The 15896-nt window shown below is 65.5% G+C and carries 15 protein-coding genes; 13 read left to right on the forward strand and 2 right to left on the reverse strand.

What is annotated here, in order from left to right:
- Nucleotides 1-536: 536 nt before the first annotated feature.
- From LWP59_RS08660 to LWP59_RS08675, 4 genes are read left to right on the forward strand one after another with little or no spacing between them, the layout of a single operon-like run.
- Nucleotides 537-1811: an aromatic ring-hydroxylating oxygenase subunit alpha gene (locus tag LWP59_RS08660; RefSeq protein ID WP_144638426.1), complete on the forward strand. Its 1275-nt coding sequence runs from the start codon at nt 537-539 to the stop codon at nt 1809-1811.
- A complete protein-coding gene (locus LWP59_RS08665; protein WP_144638424.1) occupies nt 1811-2356 on the forward strand; it encodes an aromatic-ring-hydroxylating dioxygenase subunit beta in 546 nt (181 codons plus the stop codon). Before LWP59_RS08660 ends, LWP59_RS08665 begins: the two co-directional genes overlap by 1 nt.
- Nucleotides 2353-3120 carry an SDR family NAD(P)-dependent oxidoreductase gene (locus tag LWP59_RS08670; RefSeq protein WP_144638422.1) on the forward strand — a complete coding sequence of 256 codons (768 nt, stop codon included), beginning with the start codon at nt 2353-2355 and terminating at the stop codon, nt 3118-3120. Before LWP59_RS08665 ends, LWP59_RS08670 begins: the two co-directional genes overlap by 4 nt.
- 32 nt (nt 3121-3152) lie before the next feature.
- A complete protein-coding gene (locus tag LWP59_RS08675; protein ID WP_144638420.1) occupies nt 3153-4859 on the forward strand; it encodes an AMP-binding protein in 1707 nt (568 codons plus the stop codon).
- A 191-nt stretch (nt 4860-5050) separates the two neighbouring features.
- On the opposite strand, the gene LWP59_RS08680 is transcribed toward LWP59_RS08675, so the two are convergent.
- The gene (locus LWP59_RS08680; protein ID WP_186383235.1) at nt 5051-5860 is read right to left on the reverse strand and encodes an IclR family transcriptional regulator; all 810 of its coding nucleotides are present in this window, start codon (nt 5858-5860) and stop codon (nt 5051-5053) included.
- Between the two features lie 758 nt (nt 5861-6618).
- On the opposite strand from LWP59_RS08680, the gene LWP59_RS08685 reads away from it, so the two are divergent.
- The 3 genes from LWP59_RS08685 to LWP59_RS08695 all read left to right on the forward strand — a co-directional run bounded on the left by LWP59_RS08685 (nt 6619) and on the right by LWP59_RS08695 (nt 9393).
- On the forward strand, nt 6619-7827 hold the full coding sequence (locus LWP59_RS08685; RefSeq protein WP_144638416.1) for a LuxR C-terminal-related transcriptional regulator: 1209 nt from the start codon (nt 6619-6621) through the stop codon (nt 7825-7827).
- Nucleotides 7828-7979: 152 nt separating this feature from the next.
- Nucleotides 7980-8174, forward strand: coding sequence for a ferredoxin (locus LWP59_RS08690; protein WP_144638414.1), 195 nt, complete (start codon nt 7980-7982; stop codon nt 8172-8174).
- Between the two features lies 1 nt (nt 8175).
- Nucleotides 8176-9393 carry an NAD(P)/FAD-dependent oxidoreductase gene (locus tag LWP59_RS08695; RefSeq protein WP_144638412.1) on the forward strand — a complete coding sequence of 406 codons (1218 nt, stop codon included), beginning with the start codon at nt 8176-8178 and terminating at the stop codon, nt 9391-9393.
- A gap of 258 nt (nt 9394-9651) precedes the next feature.
- Here LWP59_RS08695 and LWP59_RS08700 read toward each other — a convergent pair whose 3' ends face one another.
- Complete coding sequence (locus tag LWP59_RS08700; protein ID WP_222425642.1) at nt 9652-11034, reverse strand: cytochrome P450; 1383 nt, start codon at nt 11032-11034, stop codon at nt 9652-9654.
- A 165-nt stretch (nt 11035-11199) separates the two neighbouring features.
- Between LWP59_RS08700 and LWP59_RS08705 the strand changes: the two genes are divergently transcribed.
- The 6 genes from LWP59_RS08705 (at nt 11200) to LWP59_RS08730 (ending at nt 15896) form a co-directional block, all read left to right on the forward strand.
- Nucleotides 11200-12306, forward strand: a complete 1107-nt coding sequence (locus LWP59_RS08705; protein WP_144642236.1) for an NDMA-dependent alcohol dehydrogenase — start codon at nt 11200-11202, stop codon at nt 12304-12306.
- Nucleotides 12260-12868, forward strand: a complete 609-nt coding sequence (locus tag LWP59_RS08710) for a sigma-70 family RNA polymerase sigma factor (protein ID WP_267903801.1) — start codon at nt 12260-12262, stop codon at nt 12866-12868. Before LWP59_RS08705 ends, LWP59_RS08710 begins: the two co-directional genes overlap by 47 nt.
- A 17-nt stretch (nt 12869-12885) precedes the next feature.
- Nucleotides 12886-13287, forward strand: coding sequence for a hypothetical protein (locus LWP59_RS08715; protein WP_144642238.1), 402 nt, complete (start codon nt 12886-12888; stop codon nt 13285-13287).
- Between the two features lie 89 nt (nt 13288-13376).
- Nucleotides 13377-14120: an MlaE family ABC transporter permease gene (locus LWP59_RS08720; RefSeq protein ID WP_144642239.1), complete on the forward strand. Its 744-nt coding sequence runs from the start codon at nt 13377-13379 to the stop codon at nt 14118-14120.
- A 9-nt stretch (nt 14121-14129) separates the two neighbouring features.
- Nucleotides 14130-14993 carry an ABC transporter permease gene (locus LWP59_RS08725; protein WP_144642240.1) on the forward strand — a complete coding sequence of 288 codons (864 nt, stop codon included), beginning with the start codon at nt 14130-14132 and terminating at the stop codon, nt 14991-14993.
- Nucleotides 14994-15101: 108 nt separating this feature from the next.
- Nucleotides 15102-15896, forward strand: coding sequence for an ABC transporter ATP-binding protein (locus LWP59_RS08730; protein WP_373299409.1), 795 nt, complete (start codon nt 15102-15104; stop codon nt 15894-15896).

A 15896-nucleotide genomic window follows, 5' to 3' on the forward strand; every position in this document is an offset into this window, starting at 1 on the left:
GAGGCCCGGCCTCGCCGCCACACTCGGCGACATCGTTGGCTTCGATATCGACCTGCCCGGTCCGGACCAGACTTCCGACTTCCGCGGCTGTGGCGAGTGGACGGATCCGCACTGCGCGATCACTCCTGAGGACGACGGATCCGGCAAACATGCCTACATTATTCGCTTGGAGAACTCTGAGTGACTACAGAAGAGTCTTGATGACGACAAGACGTAGTAGATCAGGCGCCTTCGACGGGTTGTCGCACCGCATGGGCGTTGATGATCGATGCGATGTCGGCGGTTTGGCAGGCCGGTGAAGGCGAATTCGGATTTTCTGGCGGTGATGGGGCGCGGCGGCCTCCGCTCCGTCGGCCGCGTGGTGGGGTGACAGGGCTGAACGGTGAAACCGAACGCTCTTTCCGTGTTGGCACTGCGGCGATGGTGACGGCGAGAGGGTTGTTCGATTTTGCTTGAATCATGTGTGCAGGATTGCTAACGTGTGGGAATCGATCCACAGGCACACCTGGACACCGCTGTCGAGGAGTCAGAGTTCCATGACGATCATCAACGATCCCGTCGTCACCGCCCCTCCGGCGGGTCCGCTGGTCGAGGAGGACCGCGCAGCGCACCGTTTTCGGGTCCACCGCTCGACGATGACGAGCCGCGAGATCTACGCTATGGAACTCGAGAAGGTCTTCGGGTGCAGCTGGCTGTATGTCGGTCACGAGTCCGAGATCCGCAACAAGGGGGATTTCGTCCGCCGTCCGGTCGGCAACCGCCAGATTTTCATGGTGCGCGGCCGGTCCGGGCAGGTGAACGTCTTCCACAACAGCTGCACGCATCGCGGCGCGATGGTGTGCCGACAGGACCGCGGCACCTCCAAGGTGTTTTCCTGCTTCTACCACGCCTGGTCGTTCAACACCGACGGTGAGCTCGTAGGCGTCCCAGGCCGGGACGCCTACGGCGACGGGCTGGACTTCTCCAAGCTGGGGCTCCGCCCGGTCGCCCGGGTCGAGTCCTACCGCGGGTTCGTGTTCCTCAGCTACGACCCGGACATCATCGGGCTGGAGGAGTACCTCGCGGACGCGAAGGAGTACCTCGATCTTGTCATCGACGCGACCGAGGACGCCGAGATCATTTCCGGCACCAACGAATATGCGATCAACGCCAACTGGAAGTTGTTGGCGGAGAACAGCATCGACGGATATCACGCCGTCTCCACGCACGACACGTACTTCAAGTACCTCGGGGCGCTCGGTACGGACTTGAAAGGCGGAGTGACCGGCACGGCGAAGGCACTCGGCAACGGGCATGCGGTGTTGGAGTATGCGGCGCCGTGGGGGCGCCCGGTGGCGAAGTGGGAGCCGCTGTTCGGCGAGGCCTCGCGTGAGGAGATCGGCAGGCTGCGCGCGGACCTCGTCGAGAAGCACGGCGACGAACGTGCGTCGCGAATGGCGGATACCAACCGCAACCTACTGATCTACCCGAACCTGGTGATCAATGACATCATGGCGATCACGGTGCGGACGTTCATGCCGCAGTCCCCGGACCGCATGGAGGTCACGGCCTGGGAACTGGCTCCGCGTGAGGAGCTCCCACAGCTGCGCCAGCGGCGGCTTGACAGCTTTCTCACCTTCCTCGGCCCGGGCGGGTTCGCCACCCCGGACGACATCGAGGCGCTCGAGTCGTGTCAGCAGGGCTTCCACAGCCTCGGCCCGGAGTACAACGACATCTCCCGGGGCATGGCGCGCGAGCCGCAGGCGAACGACGAGGAGCAGATGCGGGCGTTCTGGCGCCGTTGGCACCACCAGATGATGGGGGACGCGTGATGAACACTCCGGCGGTCGATTCGCCCACCCAGGCCCCCGCCGTCGGCCCGCGGGTCGCTGATCTCGCTTCGGTGACCAGGGGCGACGTCGAGGAGTTCCTCTACACGGAGGCCGAACTCCTCGACGACTGGGATCTCGACACCTGGCTCACGATGTACACGGACGACTGCCGGTACGTGATCCCGTGCAACGACACTCCCGAGGGCGACCCGGCCCGCGATCTCGTGCTCATCGACGACGACGCGTTGCGGCTGCGCTGCCGAGTCGAGCGGCTGAACTCCCGGCGGGCCCATCGCGAGTACCCGCACTCCGCGACCAGCCATCAGGTGACGAACGTCCGGGTCCGCCCGGCCGAGGGCGACGAGCTGCCTGTCGTCGCGGAGTTCGTGGTGTGGCGGTTCCGTGGTGAGCGGTCCACCGCCTACTCCGGTCGCTACCACTATCGGCTCCGGGCAGTCGACGGTCTGCTGAAGATCGCGTCCAAGCGCTGCACCCTGAGGATGGGCAGCCTGCGTCAGGTGTCCGACGTGGCGATCGTCCTATGAGCGGGGTGCTCGACGGTCAGGCGGTCGTCGTCACGGGCGGCGCCACTGGCATCGGCCTGGCGATCTCCCGGCGGTTGCTGGCGGATGGGGCATCCCTGCTTGTGGGCGCCCGCACGGCGGAGGAGGCCGAGAAGAGCGTCGGCGCGCTTGACGGCCGGGTGGTCACGTTCGCGGGTGACCTCGCTCAGCCTGGTGGTGCAGACGATCTGCTGGCCGCCGCCGTCGAGGCCTTCGGCCAGGTGTACGCCCTGGTGAACAATGCCGGCGGCGGCGTCATCCGCCCGACCCTCGACCACACCGAGGACACGTTACGCGCCACCATCGACAACAACCTCTGGACCACGCTGCGCGCCAGCCTCGCCTTCCTTCCGCATCTCGTGGAGTGTGGCGGCGGGCGGATCGTGAACATCGGCGCTGAGTCCGTGCGCAACGGCCTCACCGCCCACGCTGTCTACAACGCGGCCAAGGGCGGGGTGCACGCGCTCGCCGTAGGGCTCGCCCGCGAGTTCGCCCATGCGGGTGTCGCCGTCAACACCGTGGCCCCCTCGTACACGCTGACCCCGGAGTTGGCTGCCGCGATTGCCGACCACGAGCTGCCCCCGGAGCTGGAGCCCGTGGTCCGAGACGCCGTCGATCTCATCCCGATGGGCCGCGCCGCGGAGCCGGACGAGATCGCGGGTGCTGTCGCCTACCTGCTCCGTCCCGAGGCGGGCTTCGTCACCGGCCAGACGATCAGCGTCAACGGCGGCAGCAGCATGGCCTGACCCTGTCCACTCCCGAAAGGAACATCCCTCCCGTGACCACGACGACCGAGCGGTACCGCGCTGCCCGGGACCTGCTGCAGGACCTTTCCGCCGACTACGCCAAGGCCGTGGCCGAGTTCGCCTGGCCGGACCTCGGCGACCGCTTCAATTGGGCCGTCGACTGGTTCGACGCGGTGGGGCGGGGCAACGACCGCACGGCGCTGTGGATCGTCGACGAGGACGGGGCGGAGGCGAAGTACTCCTTCGACGAGATGGCCCGCCGGTCGGACCAGGCGGCGGCGCATTTGGCGGCGCACGGGGTCGTCAAGGGTGACCGGGTGCTTCTCATGCTCGACAACCAGGTCGAGTTGTGGGAGGCGATGCTGGCCGTGATGAAGCTGGGGGCGATCATTCTGCCCACGACGACCGCGCTCGGGCCCGTCGAGTTGGTGGATCGGATCGAGCGCGGTGGCGCGAAGCACGTCCTGGTGAACACGGCGGACGCGGCGAAGTTCGACGAAGTGCCGGGGGAGTACGGCCGGTTCGCGGTGGGTGAAGCCCCTGAGGGCTGGGTCGCCTACCGGGCGGCATACGAGCTGGACGTTCCACCGGCGGTGCATCCAGGAACGGCACCGTCGGACCCGCAGCTGCTGTACTTCACCTCCGGCACCACGAGCAGGCCCAAGCTGGTGGAGCACACCCAGGTGTCCTACCCGGTGGGGCACCTGGCGACCTCGTTCTGGGTCGCGGCGAAGCCGGGGGACGTGCACCTGAACGTTTCCTCACCGGGGTGGGCCAAGCATGCGTGGAGCTGCTTCTTCGCCCCGTGGATCGCCGAGGCGACGATCTTCGTCTACAACTACTCCCGCTTCGACGCCGCCGCGCTGCTCAAGCAGATCCGGCGGGCGGGGGTGAACACCTTTTGTGCTCCGCCCACGGTGTGGCGAATGCTGATCAAGGCGGATCTGTCGGGTGGGCCGGGCGACCTCCGCCAGCTCATGTCCGCGGGCGAGCCGCTCAATCCTGAGGTGATGGAGCAGGTGCAGAGGGCGTGGGGACTGACGATCCGGGACGGGTTCGGCCAGACGGAGCTGCCCCTGGCGATCGGGAACGTTCCCGGCATGCAGGTCAAGCCTGGCTCGATGGGGCTGCCGCTGCCCGGCGTGCCGATCGTGCTGGTCGACCCGGTGACGGGCGAGCCTGCGAACGAGGGCGAGATCTGTGTCGACCTGGCGCAGCGGCCGATGAGCTTGATGACGGGCTACCAGGGTGATCCGGAGCGCGACGCCGAGGCGATGGCGGGGGGTTACTACCACACCGGCGACGTGGCGTCGCGTGACGAGGACGGTTATATCTTCTACATCGGGCGTACGGATGACGTGTTCAAAGCCAGCGATTACAAGATCTCGCCGTTCGAACTCGAAAGTGTGTTGATCGAGCACCCGGCGGTCGCAGAAGCCGCGGTGGTGCCGGCTCCGGACGAGGTGCGGTTGGCGGTACCGAAGGCCTACATCTCCCTCGCCGCCGGGTACGAGCCGAACGAGCGGACGGCGTTCGAGATCCTCAAGCATGCGCGCGAGGGCTTGGCCCCCTACCAGCGGGTGCGCCGCCTGGAGTTCTTCGAACTGCCGAAGACGATCTCGGGCAAGATCCGGCGGGTGGATCTGCGGGGCCGTGAGGTGCGGGCGGCCAAGGGGGAGGCCACGGTGCTCGAGTACCGCGACGACCAGTTCCCAGAGCTGCGTGGCACCCCGGCCTGACCAACACCGAGCCGAGATGTTCGTGGGCTGTGGTTGACCGACATCGAAGCTGGCGGAACCTGTACCGGCTGTTGCGACATCGTCCATTCCGGACGGCATGAGATGGTTGGCTGGTTCTGCTTGGCCGGAGTGGTCCAAGAGCTCGGGCTGGACCCGAAGCGGCGACCAGAATCGGCCCGGTTCCCCGGGCGTCAGTCGAACCCGGGGAACCAGATGTCGTGGCCCTGGGCCAGCACCTGTTGATTGTCCCGACTGATCCGATCGGCGGTCACGTACACCGCGTCGACGAGCGAACGGTCGATCGCGGCGTCTTTCATCGTCGTCGAGACCGAGATCGCGCTCACCGCGCGCCCCCGGATCAGGATCGGCGCCGCCACACAGGCGACGTCCGGATGAGCCTCTCCTCGTGCGATAGCGACCCGCCGCTTGCGCACCTCGCACAACTCCGCTGCGATGTCCTTCGGGTCGGTCACCGTGTTCGGAGCCAGCGAGACGAGCGGACCGGCCAGTACCTCTTCGAGCTCCTCCGGGGTGAGGAACGCGAGCATTGCCTTGCCGAGCGCTGTCGCATGCGCCGGTAGATCGGTTCCCGGGCTGGCCGAGGGCAACTCGTGATCGGGCACCAGGAACCGTTCGACGAAGACCACCGTGTCCCGGCGCAGACTGCCCAGATGCACATGTCGGCCGGACCACCGATGTAGCGATCCCAGGTGTGGCAAGGCCGACTGCCGCAGACTCTCGATTGGCATTACCGACGCAAAGCGCCGCATCGGCAGCCCGACCTTGAAACCAGGGCCGTGCGGCTCGATGACGCCGAGCGGGACGAGTCGCCGCAGGATCCGATGCGTCGTCGATTTCGGGAGGCCGCTCGCGCGGGCGATCTCAGTCAACGTGAGGACGCGGCGCTCCTGGTCGAAGGCACCGAGCACTGTGAAGGCCTTCGACAAGATGGACGCGGGTTGCTCGTCGGCGTCTGAAACATGCTCGTGAACGGTGGTCACCAGCGCCTCCTTGGCCCGTTCTCCAGTGAACAGCACGTCGCGGCACAACCACCCCACTGTATCGCGTGGCGGGCGGATGTGCGGGCGAGCGTGGTAGCGATGCCGACCGAGCCCGGAATGTTCGGCGGGGCAATGACTTTCGCCCGACGAGGACACGAGCCGGACCGCTGACGTCGCACACCGCGACACGCGCCCGAAACGGGCAGCCGAGGTGCACCTGCCGTGGTGGGTTCGCCACGAAGACCCCGCCGTTTGATCCCGGTTTCACCGCGACCAGGTCGCGCCCCAACAGGATGCGCAGAGCTTCGTCGACGATCAGCGCGCTGATGGCGAACCGGGCGGTGAGGTCGGTGCGGAGCCCCAGTCGGGTGCCGGCGCACAGCCGGTCTCCGAGGATTTGGCTTCGAGTTCGGCAGCCACGTGCTGGGCGCGGGAGGTGCGAATGCACGCCCGGTCTCGGGGCGCGTTCGATCCCGTGGCTGATCTCCTCCGCGAGGTAATCTTGTTCGATTATAGTCGTATGATTTGTCTACGCCCGGCCGCGTCTGTACTCAATGACCTGGCCTTATGTTCCGAACTCCTCGTTGTTCGTGTGGATCTTTCTGGATTCTCTTGAACCTGTATGGGTGATCACATACTCTGTGTCGGATGCCATAGGGCGTCGGCGCAGAGGGTCGGCAGGAGGTGCGGAGGTCGGAGTCGTTGACCGGTGAGTGGTCGTGTCGTCCTTCGCCGTGAGATCGAGCTGGAGAAAGAGGATGGACAAGGTGGTCCAGAATCATCGAGAGCACACCTGTGATCCGTTGCCGGCCGACCGGGGGGCGACCGGCACGGATGCTGTGGCGGAGCGCGATGTCGAGCGGGTTCTCGATCTGTTGTCGACGGCCGAAGATGTGTTGCGCGACGGCGTCTCCTACAGCAAGGTGCCTGATCGGGAACCCCGGACGCTCGAGGCCACGATGAGCGCCGTGGAACACGCGCTGGCGGAAGGCAGGTCCCGCTGGGCGAGCGGTCACCGCGACATCGACACGGCCCGGATGCTCGCCGCTGTACTGCAGCTGGGCATCGTCCGATCCTCCTTCCGAAGCTCGTCGATGGAGCGGCGGAACACTCGGATGTTCGGGCTCTCGACGTTCCTGCACAACCTTCGCCTCCATTCGAGCGTGCCGGATCTGATAGATCGCATTCCTGCCGAGGTCACGCGGCTCGGCCTGAGGCGGGTGCTGGTGTCCCGGGTGTCAGGCGGGCAGTGGATCGCGCGTTCCGCCGAGGCCGTCGACCAAACTGAACTGGCGCAAGCCATGGTTCGCGTGGGGACCGAGCACCCGGGAACCCTCACCGGCGGCATGGTGGAGACCGAGATGGTCCGCCGGCGTGCTCCCATTCTCGTGCACGAGGCCGAGGACAACCCGCGCGTGCACCCCCAGTTGCGTTCGTTGATCGACTGTCATGCGTATGTTTCCGCGCCGATCATGATTTCGGGCAAGGTCGCCGGTCTCGTGCACGGTGACCAGAACGTGGAGACCGGAACCGTGGACGAGGCCGACCGAGAGATGATCGGTACCGTGGCGGAGGGTCTCGGATTCGCCATCGAGCGCACGATGCTCCACGAACGGCTGCGCGGTCTGCGCCGGAAACTCGAAGACCAGCACAATGCGGTAAACGCCTTCATCGACGAGTTCGCCGAGTCCAACGAGATGTGGCCTGAAGCGGGTAGCGCACCGACGCCCGGGCGGAACGCATCCCATGCGGAGGTGACCGGTGCCGGGGGTATCTGCCTGACCCGGCGGGAAGTCGAGGTCCTGGGACAAATGGCACTCGGCCAGACCAACGCGCAGATCGCGGGGAATCTGTTCGTTTCCGAGGGGACTGTGAAGACGCACGCGAAACACATCTTGCGCAAGCTGGGAGCGGCGAACCGGGCCGAGGCGGTGTCTCGCTACCACCTCATGATGCGGCAAGCCTAGCTCTGCCCGACAACGGATAGGGCCAGACATCATCCCGTCGAGAGAAGGGAAACACCCCCGGCGAGCGATGAATCGTGGTCGGCGTCCTCTTACCGTGGAGAACGGCCGGCGCAATGGTGGCGCCGTTTTCCGCGACGTTGGGTGGAACACCGATGAAAATCACTGTGGACCGGACCAAGTGCACCGCATTGGGTATCTGCGAGTCCGTAGCGCCTGATCTGTTCGAGGTCCAAGACGACGGCTCATTGACCGTTATCGACGATCGTCCGGGCGCGGGCCTCCTTGAAGCTGCCCGTGAAGCCGTCGAGGGGTGCCCGACGGGTGCGCTGTCGCTCGAAGAGGACTGACATGGACGGCGACGGACTAACTGTTGTCGGTGCGTCCCTCGCGGGCCTTCGCGCGGTCGAGGCTGCGCGGAAGGCCGGTTACCCGGGACGGGTCACTCTCATCGGCGCCGAGGAACACCTGCCCTACGATCGGCCGCCGCTTTCGAAGCAGTTCCTCGGTGCCGCGGAGCCGGCCGATCCGGTTTTCCGGGACGAGCGCGCGTTGCGGGACGAGTTGGGTGTCGAGCTTCGCCTCGGCCAGGCCGCGACCGCCATCGACACCAGGGCGCGCGCGATCGGTCTCGACGGAAGCGAGGTTCCCTACGAGGCCTTGGTGATCGCGACCGGGGCGAGTGCCCGCACCGTCCCGGGTTTCGAGAGGCTCGAGGGCGCGTGCACGCTTCGCACGCTCGACGACGCGCGGCAGGTCCGCCGCGCGCTCGACGCCGGGGCTCGCACGGTCGTGATCGGCGCCGGTTTCATCGGGTCGGAGGTGGCGTCCTCGGCCCGAGCCCGGGGGCTTCCGGTCACTCTGGTCGAGGCCGCGCCCGTGCCGCTGGCGCGCTCCGTCGGATCGGAGATGGGAAAGCTGCTTGCCGAGCTCCATGTGCAGGCGGGCACCGATCTCCGGCTCGGGGTGGGCGTGGCCGGGCTCGACGGGGACGGGGCGGTGCGTGGCGTGATCCTCACCGACGGAACCAAGGTCGCGGCCGATCTCGTCGTGGTGGGGATAGGAGCGTCACCGGGCACCGGGTGGTTGCAGGACAGCGGGATCGATCTGGACACGCGGGACGGCGGTGTTCTGTGTGACAGCACGCTCGCGACCTCGGTCCCGGGTGTGTATGCCGCGGGCGATGTGTGCCACTGGGTGAGTGAGCTGTTCGGTCGTAGGCTGCGTCTGGAGCATTGGACCAGTGCTGCCGAACAGGGTGCGCTGGCGGCTCGAAATGCACTCGCGCCGGAGACTGCCAAGGCGTATGACACCGTCCCGTACTTCTGGTCGGACTGGTATGACAGCCGGATCCAGTTCGTCGGCGAGCCTGCTGCCGATGAGATCACGGTCGTCGATCACCAGTGGGAAGCGGGGAAACTCCTCGCTCTCTACCGCACCGGCGATCGGCTGACCGGTGCGCTGACGGTCAACCGGCCGGCCCTCGTCATGAAGTTCCGCCGGATGATCGCGGACCGGACGAGCTGGTCGCGTGCGGTCGAATTCGGCCGGGAAAAGACGAAACCCTGATTCCGCGGTTCCGGTGAGAACTTCGGCCGGGCGCTCGGCTGGGTGTTCCAGCCGAGCGCCCGGTCCTGTGGACCGAACATCCCGTAGCAGGCGGTGTGTTCGACCACCGCCCTACGCAGTGGTGCTCACCCAGGTAGCGGGACAGCGTAGAAGGCGGCGCCACCGGCTGGATCGGTGGCGCCGCCTTGTTCTTGCCAGAGGCGTTACGGAGCTCCAAGGCGGTTCCCAGTGCCTTCGGCACTCGGGTCGGCTGGTGACTCAGGCCTTGGTGAACTTCACCGGAACGCTCTTGAAGCTGGACACGAAGTTGGTCTTGATCGGTTTCGGCTCCCCGGTGAGCTCGATCTTCTCGATTTTCGAGGCGAGCTCCTCGAACAGGATCTCCATTTCCAGCCGGGCGATGTGCTGCCCGATGCACATGTGACCACCGAATCCGAAACCCAGGTGCTTGTTCGGCGAACGATCCAGGTCGAACACGTCAGCGTCGGTGAAGTAGTCCTCGTCGCGATTGCCGGACGGGTAGTTCAGCATCACCCGTTCCCCCTTGCGGATCCGCACGCCGTGCAGCTCGGTGTCCTCCGAGGCACTGCGCATGAAGTGCTTGACCGGGGAGGTCCAGCGCACGGCCTCGTTGACCAGTTTCGGGATGAGCGAGTGGTCCGCACGCACCCGCTGCCATTGCTCAGGGTGCCTGGCCATCGCGATCGCGACGCCGGAAATGGTCGAGGACGTCGTGTCGTGCCCCGCCGTGGCCACCTGGAGGTAGCTGCCATTGACCGTGGCCTGCGGCAGGAACTCGCCACCGACCTTCGCGTTGGCGATGACCGACATGAGGTCGTCCCGCGGATTGGCCCGCCGGTCCTCGGTGAAGCGGTCGAAGTAGGCGAAGAAGTCCGCGAACGCCGCTTGGAACTGCCGCGCGGCCGTTTCCGGGCTCACATCGACGTCGTCACGCTTTTCGTCGGGATCGTTGGCCCCGAAGAAGTCCTGTGTCAGTTGCAGCATGAGAGGCAGGTCTTCTTGAGAAATGCCGAACAAACCCAGGATGACCCGCAACGGGTAATACAGCGCGAAATCCGTGGCCCAGTCGCATTCCCCGTCGTAGTTCAGCAGCTTTTCGACGTCTTCCCGGGCGATCGCGCGGATTCGCTCGGTGTACTTGGCCACGTTCTTCGGCACGAACCAGTTGCTGGTGGCGGCCTTGACCTGGGTGTGCTCAGGCGGATCGAGGAACGGCAGCGCGTCGAGGTAGCGGGTCGAGCCGTCCGGGGTCAGGGACCGGAGGAACGCGTCACCGGCCTGGGTGTTGAGGATGGGATTGTTCATACCCGCGTTGAACAGCGAGTGGTTCTTCTCGACCGTCATGATGTCGTCGAACTTCGTGATCAGCCACAGTGGATCGTAGCCGTCCACGAACGCCTGACCGACCGGCATGTTCTCGCGGAGCCAGGCGAACGCGGGATAGGTGATGTTCGTTTCGTCGCCGTAGGACTCCGGTAGCACAACGGCCCGTGCTATCTCATCCGGGATGCGAGTCGATTGTTGCTCGCTGGTGGCGCTGGACATTCTTCCTCCTGTGCCGTCGGCATATCGAGACTCGGCCGATGCTAGAAACGTGTCGGACGGTGTGTCATCTCCCAAAGGGAATGCTTTGTATCCCTCTTCCGTCCGGCCTGCTCCGCTATCCCCCGGAGACGCGCGAAACTACCCCACACGGAAGATGTCTTACCGCGGCATCCCGTGGAGCATCTGTCGGCAGCAGACGCACTTGGGGCACGACCTCGACGCACAGGGAGAAGCAGCGCGATGAAGACCAAGGCCGCGGTGATCTGGGGGCCGAACGAGAAGTGGCAGATCGAAGAGGTCGAGCTCGATCCGCCACGTGCGGACGAGGTGCTGGTCAAGCTGACGGCCAGCGGCTTGTGTCACTCGGACTACCACCTCGTGACCGGAGACATGCCGATGCCCTATCCGGTGGTCGGAGGGCACGAGGGTGCCGGTGTGGTGGCCGGCCTCGGCCCGGGTGTCACCGGGCTCGAGGAGGGGGACTCCGTCGTGCTCAGCTTCCTGCCCGCTTGCGGGCAGTGCAGCTATTGCGCCAGGGGTATGACCAACCTGTGCGATCTGGGTGGCTCGGTGATCCTCGGACCGCAATTGGACGGTACACACCGGTTCCACGCTCGTGGTCACGATATCGGCCAGATGTGCTTGCTGGGTACCTTCTCCGAGTACACCGTCGTGCCGAAAGCCTCTGTGGTCAAGGTCGACAGCGGAACAGCGCTCGACAAAGCCGCTCTGGTCGGCTGCGGCGTGCCGACAGGCTATGGCAGCGCGGTGAACAAGGGCGAGATCCGCCACGGTGATTGCGCCGTCGTACTAGGCGCCGGGGGCATCGGGGTGAACGCCATCCAGGGTGCCAAGAACGCGGGCGCGAGCTATGTCATCGCGATCGATCCCAAGGAATTCAAGCGGGACAAGGCCAAGGAATTCGGCGCGACGCACACCTTCGCATCGGCGGAGGAAGCGCTGCCGGTGATCACAGAACTAACTCGCGGCAGGCTCGCGGACGCCTGCATCATCACTACCGACAACGCGGAGGGCTACCAGGTCGGCGAGGCGCTGACGCTGGTCGGCAAACAGGGCCGGGTCGTCGTTACGGCACTGGGCCACCCGGCCGAGACCTCGGTGACGGCCTCGCTGTTCGAGCTGACGTTGTACGAGAAGTCCATCCGGGGCGCGCTTTTCGGCTCATCGAACCCGCGCTTCGACATCCCGCGGTATTTGGAGATGTACAACGCGGGCTTGCTCAAGCTCGACGAACTGGTGACGGCTGAGTACCGCCTCGAGGACCTGAACGAGGGCTATGATGATCTCCTGTCCGGCCGCAATATCCGCGGCATCATCCGCTTCTGAGCCTGTTCCGGATGCGGATTCATGGGCACTGCTGGATTCCGCGCGACGCGGTGATCTCGAAGCGGTCGCCGTTCTCTATCGCATGCACGCCGGAGCCGTATGGCGTTATATCCGGCCGAGGGTGAGTAGCCAGGACCTTGCCGACGACTTCACCAGCGAGGTGTTCGTCCGGATGATGCGGTCAATGGGGTCAGTGCGCTACCAGAAAGGCAAGTTCCTCGGCTGGCTGATCACGATCGGCCGCAACATCGTCTTCGACTACACGAAATCTCGGTACCACCGATCGATCATTCCGATGAGCATCCTCCCGGATATCGCCGGGTCGGAGCCCAGCACGGAAGAGATCGTGCTGCGGCGCCGGCTGTGCGAAATGGTCTGGAGCGGTCTGTCCCGGCTCGCTCCGGACCAACGGGCTTGTCTCCAGATGCGGTTTTTCGAGGGGCGCTCGGTGGCGGAGGCAGCAGCCGCGCTGGGTCGTAGCGAAGGCGCCTTGCGTCAGCTGCAGTTGAGGGCGATGCGCAACCTGGCGAACCTCCTGGAACCGGAGGCGATTTCGGCGTGATGGAAGGAGAACGGGCGATGCGAACGACAGGCCGGAACCAGACCAACGCAGCGATGTGGGGCGGGATAGACGCCGGCGCGTTGATTCGAGGCTGTTCCCAAGGGTTCACCGCTCTCGTGCTTGGCGGGTTGTTCATGCCGCTGGCGGTACGGATCCCGGTGGTCGGTCCCTTCTGGCTGACAGTCGTGGCCGTGGTCGCCTTCGCGGTCGCGGGTACTCGTATCGGCGGCAGTCGGTGGCCGCCATTGCAGGGCGCGGCTGCCGCCGTCGGGTCCTACATCCTGGTCTTGCCGCTGGTGCTCGCCGGCGGCGCCGGAAGTGCCGAGTTCGAGCAGATTGGACTGACCTCGGCTGCCGCGCTCGTGGTCGGTGCCGTCGCCGGCCTCGCGGTCGCCCTGCGACGGAGGGGCCGGACATGACCACGGCCACAGTGGCGAAACCCAAGCGGAAGCCGGTCACCGGCCGTGTTCTCACTCGGGCGGGCTCCCCGTTCGCGCAGGCCGGCGAGATGCTGCAGCTCGCGGGTGATGTGCTGTGGTCGGCCGTGCGGCATCCGATCGGCTACTGGGCTTCGCTGCGCGATCAGATGTTCAGCATTCTCAAGCTGTGCTGGCTGCCGATGGCCGTGTCCACGACCGCGTTCGGTCTGGCGGCACCCGGTCTGCAGGGCGGCAACATCTTCCTGTTGTTCGGTATTCCGGAGCGGCTGGGCTCGTTCTTCATCATGGCGAGCGTGCGCGAGTTCGCCCCGTGGATCAACGCGATGGTGGTGGCAGGGGTGGTCGGCACGGCGATGACAGCTGACCTCGGCGCCCGGCGCATCCGGGAAGAGATCGATGCGATGGAGGTACTCGGCGTCGACCCGATCCGGGACCTGGTCCTGCCGCGGGTGCTTGCGGTGACCTTCATGACCGGGCTGATGGACCTGGTGGCGCTGGTGTTCGGCGTCGTCGGCGGCTATCTCGCCGGTGTCGTGATCTTCGGCGCGAACCAGGGGAGCTTTTTCGCCAGTTTCTTCGACAACGCCACCACCACGGACATCTGGGGCAGCGTCGCCAAGACAACCGTGTTCGGCTTCATCATCGGCGTGGTCTGCTGTTACAAGGGGGTCCATGTCAAAGGCGGTCCGATCGGGGTCGGCCGCGCCGTCAACCAGGCCGTGGTGAGCGCTTTCGCCGCCATCTGGATCATCAACTACGTCTTCACGACCATCCTGCTCGGGCTGAATCCGCAGATGCAGGTCTACAAGTAGGGCCGCCGCATGTCGATCGAAGAAGACCGCAGCACAGTGCGCATTTCGCGCGCGCCGAAGCCGCCCGACGTACACGTTTCCGCGGCGGGAGTCGGTAGGAAAGTGCGCGACGCGATCGCCACCGGAGGCGAGATCGCACGATTTTCCGGACAGACCGCTCGGGCGCTACCCGAGGTCCGCCGTTATTTCTCGGAGATCTTTCACCAGTCCGGCATTCTCATCCTTTCCAGCGGCCTGATCATCTGGATGATGCAGTTCGTCATGGGCTCGGTGTGCGGGCTGGAGGCGAGCTACACGCTCAAGCAGATCGGCGCCCCGATCTACAGCGGCATCTTCAACACCTACTGCGGTACCCGGGAGATGGCCCCGTACATGTGGGGCTACATCTTCGCGGCGAAGGTCGGCTGTGGCCTGGTCGCCGAGATCGGGTCGATGCGCATCGCGGAGGAGATCGACGCGATGGAGGTCATGGGGATCCGGTCGCGCAGCTACCTGGTGGGTACTCGCGTCGTGGCGACCTGGATCGCCATGCCGTTGCTGTTCACCGTGGGGCTCGGCCTGATGTATCTCTCGATGTACCTCGTGACGGTCGTGCAGTTGCACGGTGTCTCATCTGGTGGCTACCTCTACACGTTCTGGCTGTTCCAGAACCCCTTGGACTTCCTGTACTCCCTCGCCAAGGCGATGGCGATGGGCACCGTCGTCGTGTTCGTCGGCTGCTACTACGGGTACACCGCCGGCGGCGGACCCGTTGGCGTCGGCAAGAACACGGCGAAATCCATGATGCTGTCGATGGTTCTGATCCACATCGTGGGTCTGCTCGGCACCCAGTTGTTCTGGGGCCTCAGTCCGAACGCGCCTATCGCGAACTAGCTGTCCCCGCCCGATGTTCATCAGCTTTGCCGACGACGAGGAGGTCCGGTGAAGTCCGGAAGCGCGAAGACCACGACCGCACAGGCGATACCCGCACCGGATTCGACGATTCCGCTCGGGCGCACCACCGGCCTGGCGGCCGGCCGACCGGCGCACACGATGCAGGTGCGCGACGTGCGCAAAGCCTTCGGCGATTTCCACGTTCTCAACGGGCTCAACCTGGAATTCGCCAATGACGCGATCACGACCGTGCTGGGACCGTCGGGCACAGGCAAGAGCGTGCTCATCAAACACCTCGTCGGGCTGCTCGAGCCGGACGGCGGGGAAGTGCTGATCTTCGGCAAGGACATCTGGCGGATCAGCGAGCACGAGCGCTACGAACTGCGCAAGCGATTCGGTGTGTTGTTCCAGGACGGTGCTCTGTTCGGCTCGATGAACATCTACGACAACGTCGCGTTCCCGCTGCGCAAGCACACTGATCTCGCGGAGACCGAGATCGAGGAGATCGTGATGGAGCGGCTGATCGAGGTGGGCCTGGAGGCCGCGTTGACCAAGAATCCCAGTGAGATCTCCGGCGGGATGCGCAAACGCGCCGGGTTCGCCAGGGCGCTGGTGATGAACCCGGAGATCGTGTTGTTCGACGAACCGGATTCCGGCCTGGATCCGGTACGCACCAGTCTGTTGTGCGACCTGATCCTGCAGATGCACGAACGGCACAAGGGGACCTACCTCGTGGTCACCCACGACATTCGCAGCGCCCGCAAGGTCAGCGATTATGTCGGCTTGATCTGGAAAGGCAAGGTGGTGCACTACGGGGAGGCCGAGGAAGCTTTCGCTTCCCGGGACCCATTCGTGCGGCAGTTCCTCGCGGGTGACTCCGCGGGCCCGTTGGGGATGGACTGA

Source organism: Amycolatopsis acidiphila (assembly GCF_021391495.1).
GTDB classification, from domain to species: Bacteria; Actinomycetota; Actinomycetes; order Mycobacteriales; family Pseudonocardiaceae; genus Amycolatopsis_E; species Amycolatopsis_E acidiphila.

What these genes read in the sequence shown, in the direction of transcription:
- LWP59_RS08660 (WP_144638426.1), top strand. Translation starts at nt 537, where the DNA reads ATGACGATCATCAACGATCCCGTCGTCACCGCCCCTCCGGCGGGTCCG.
- LWP59_RS08665 (WP_144638424.1), top strand. Translation starts at nt 1,811, where the DNA reads ATGAACACTCCGGCGGTCGATTCGCCCACCCAGGCCCCCGCCGTCGGC.
- LWP59_RS08670 (WP_144638422.1), top strand. Translation starts at nt 2,353, where the DNA reads ATGAGCGGGGTGCTCGACGGTCAGGCGGTCGTCGTCACGGGCGGCGCC.
- LWP59_RS08685 (WP_144638416.1), top strand. Translation starts at nt 6,619, where the DNA reads ATGGACAAGGTGGTCCAGAATCATCGAGAGCACACCTGTGATCCGTTG.
- LWP59_RS08690 (WP_144638414.1), top strand. Translation starts at nt 7,980, where the DNA reads ATGAAAATCACTGTGGACCGGACCAAGTGCACCGCATTGGGTATCTGC.
- LWP59_RS08695 (WP_144638412.1), top strand. Translation starts at nt 8,176, where the DNA reads ATGGACGGCGACGGACTAACTGTTGTCGGTGCGTCCCTCGCGGGCCTT.
- LWP59_RS08705 (WP_144642236.1), top strand. Translation starts at nt 11,200, where the DNA reads ATGAAGACCAAGGCCGCGGTGATCTGGGGGCCGAACGAGAAGTGGCAG.
- LWP59_RS08710 (WP_267903801.1), top strand. Translation starts at nt 12,260, where the DNA reads ATGATCTCCTGTCCGGCCGCAATATCCGCGGCATCATCCGCTTCTGAG.
- LWP59_RS08715 (WP_144642238.1), top strand. Translation starts at nt 12,886, where the DNA reads ATGCGAACGACAGGCCGGAACCAGACCAACGCAGCGATGTGGGGCGGG.
- LWP59_RS08720 (WP_144642239.1), top strand. Translation starts at nt 13,377, where the DNA reads ATGCTGCAGCTCGCGGGTGATGTGCTGTGGTCGGCCGTGCGGCATCCG.
- LWP59_RS08725 (WP_144642240.1), top strand. Translation starts at nt 14,130, where the DNA reads ATGTCGATCGAAGAAGACCGCAGCACAGTGCGCATTTCGCGCGCGCCG.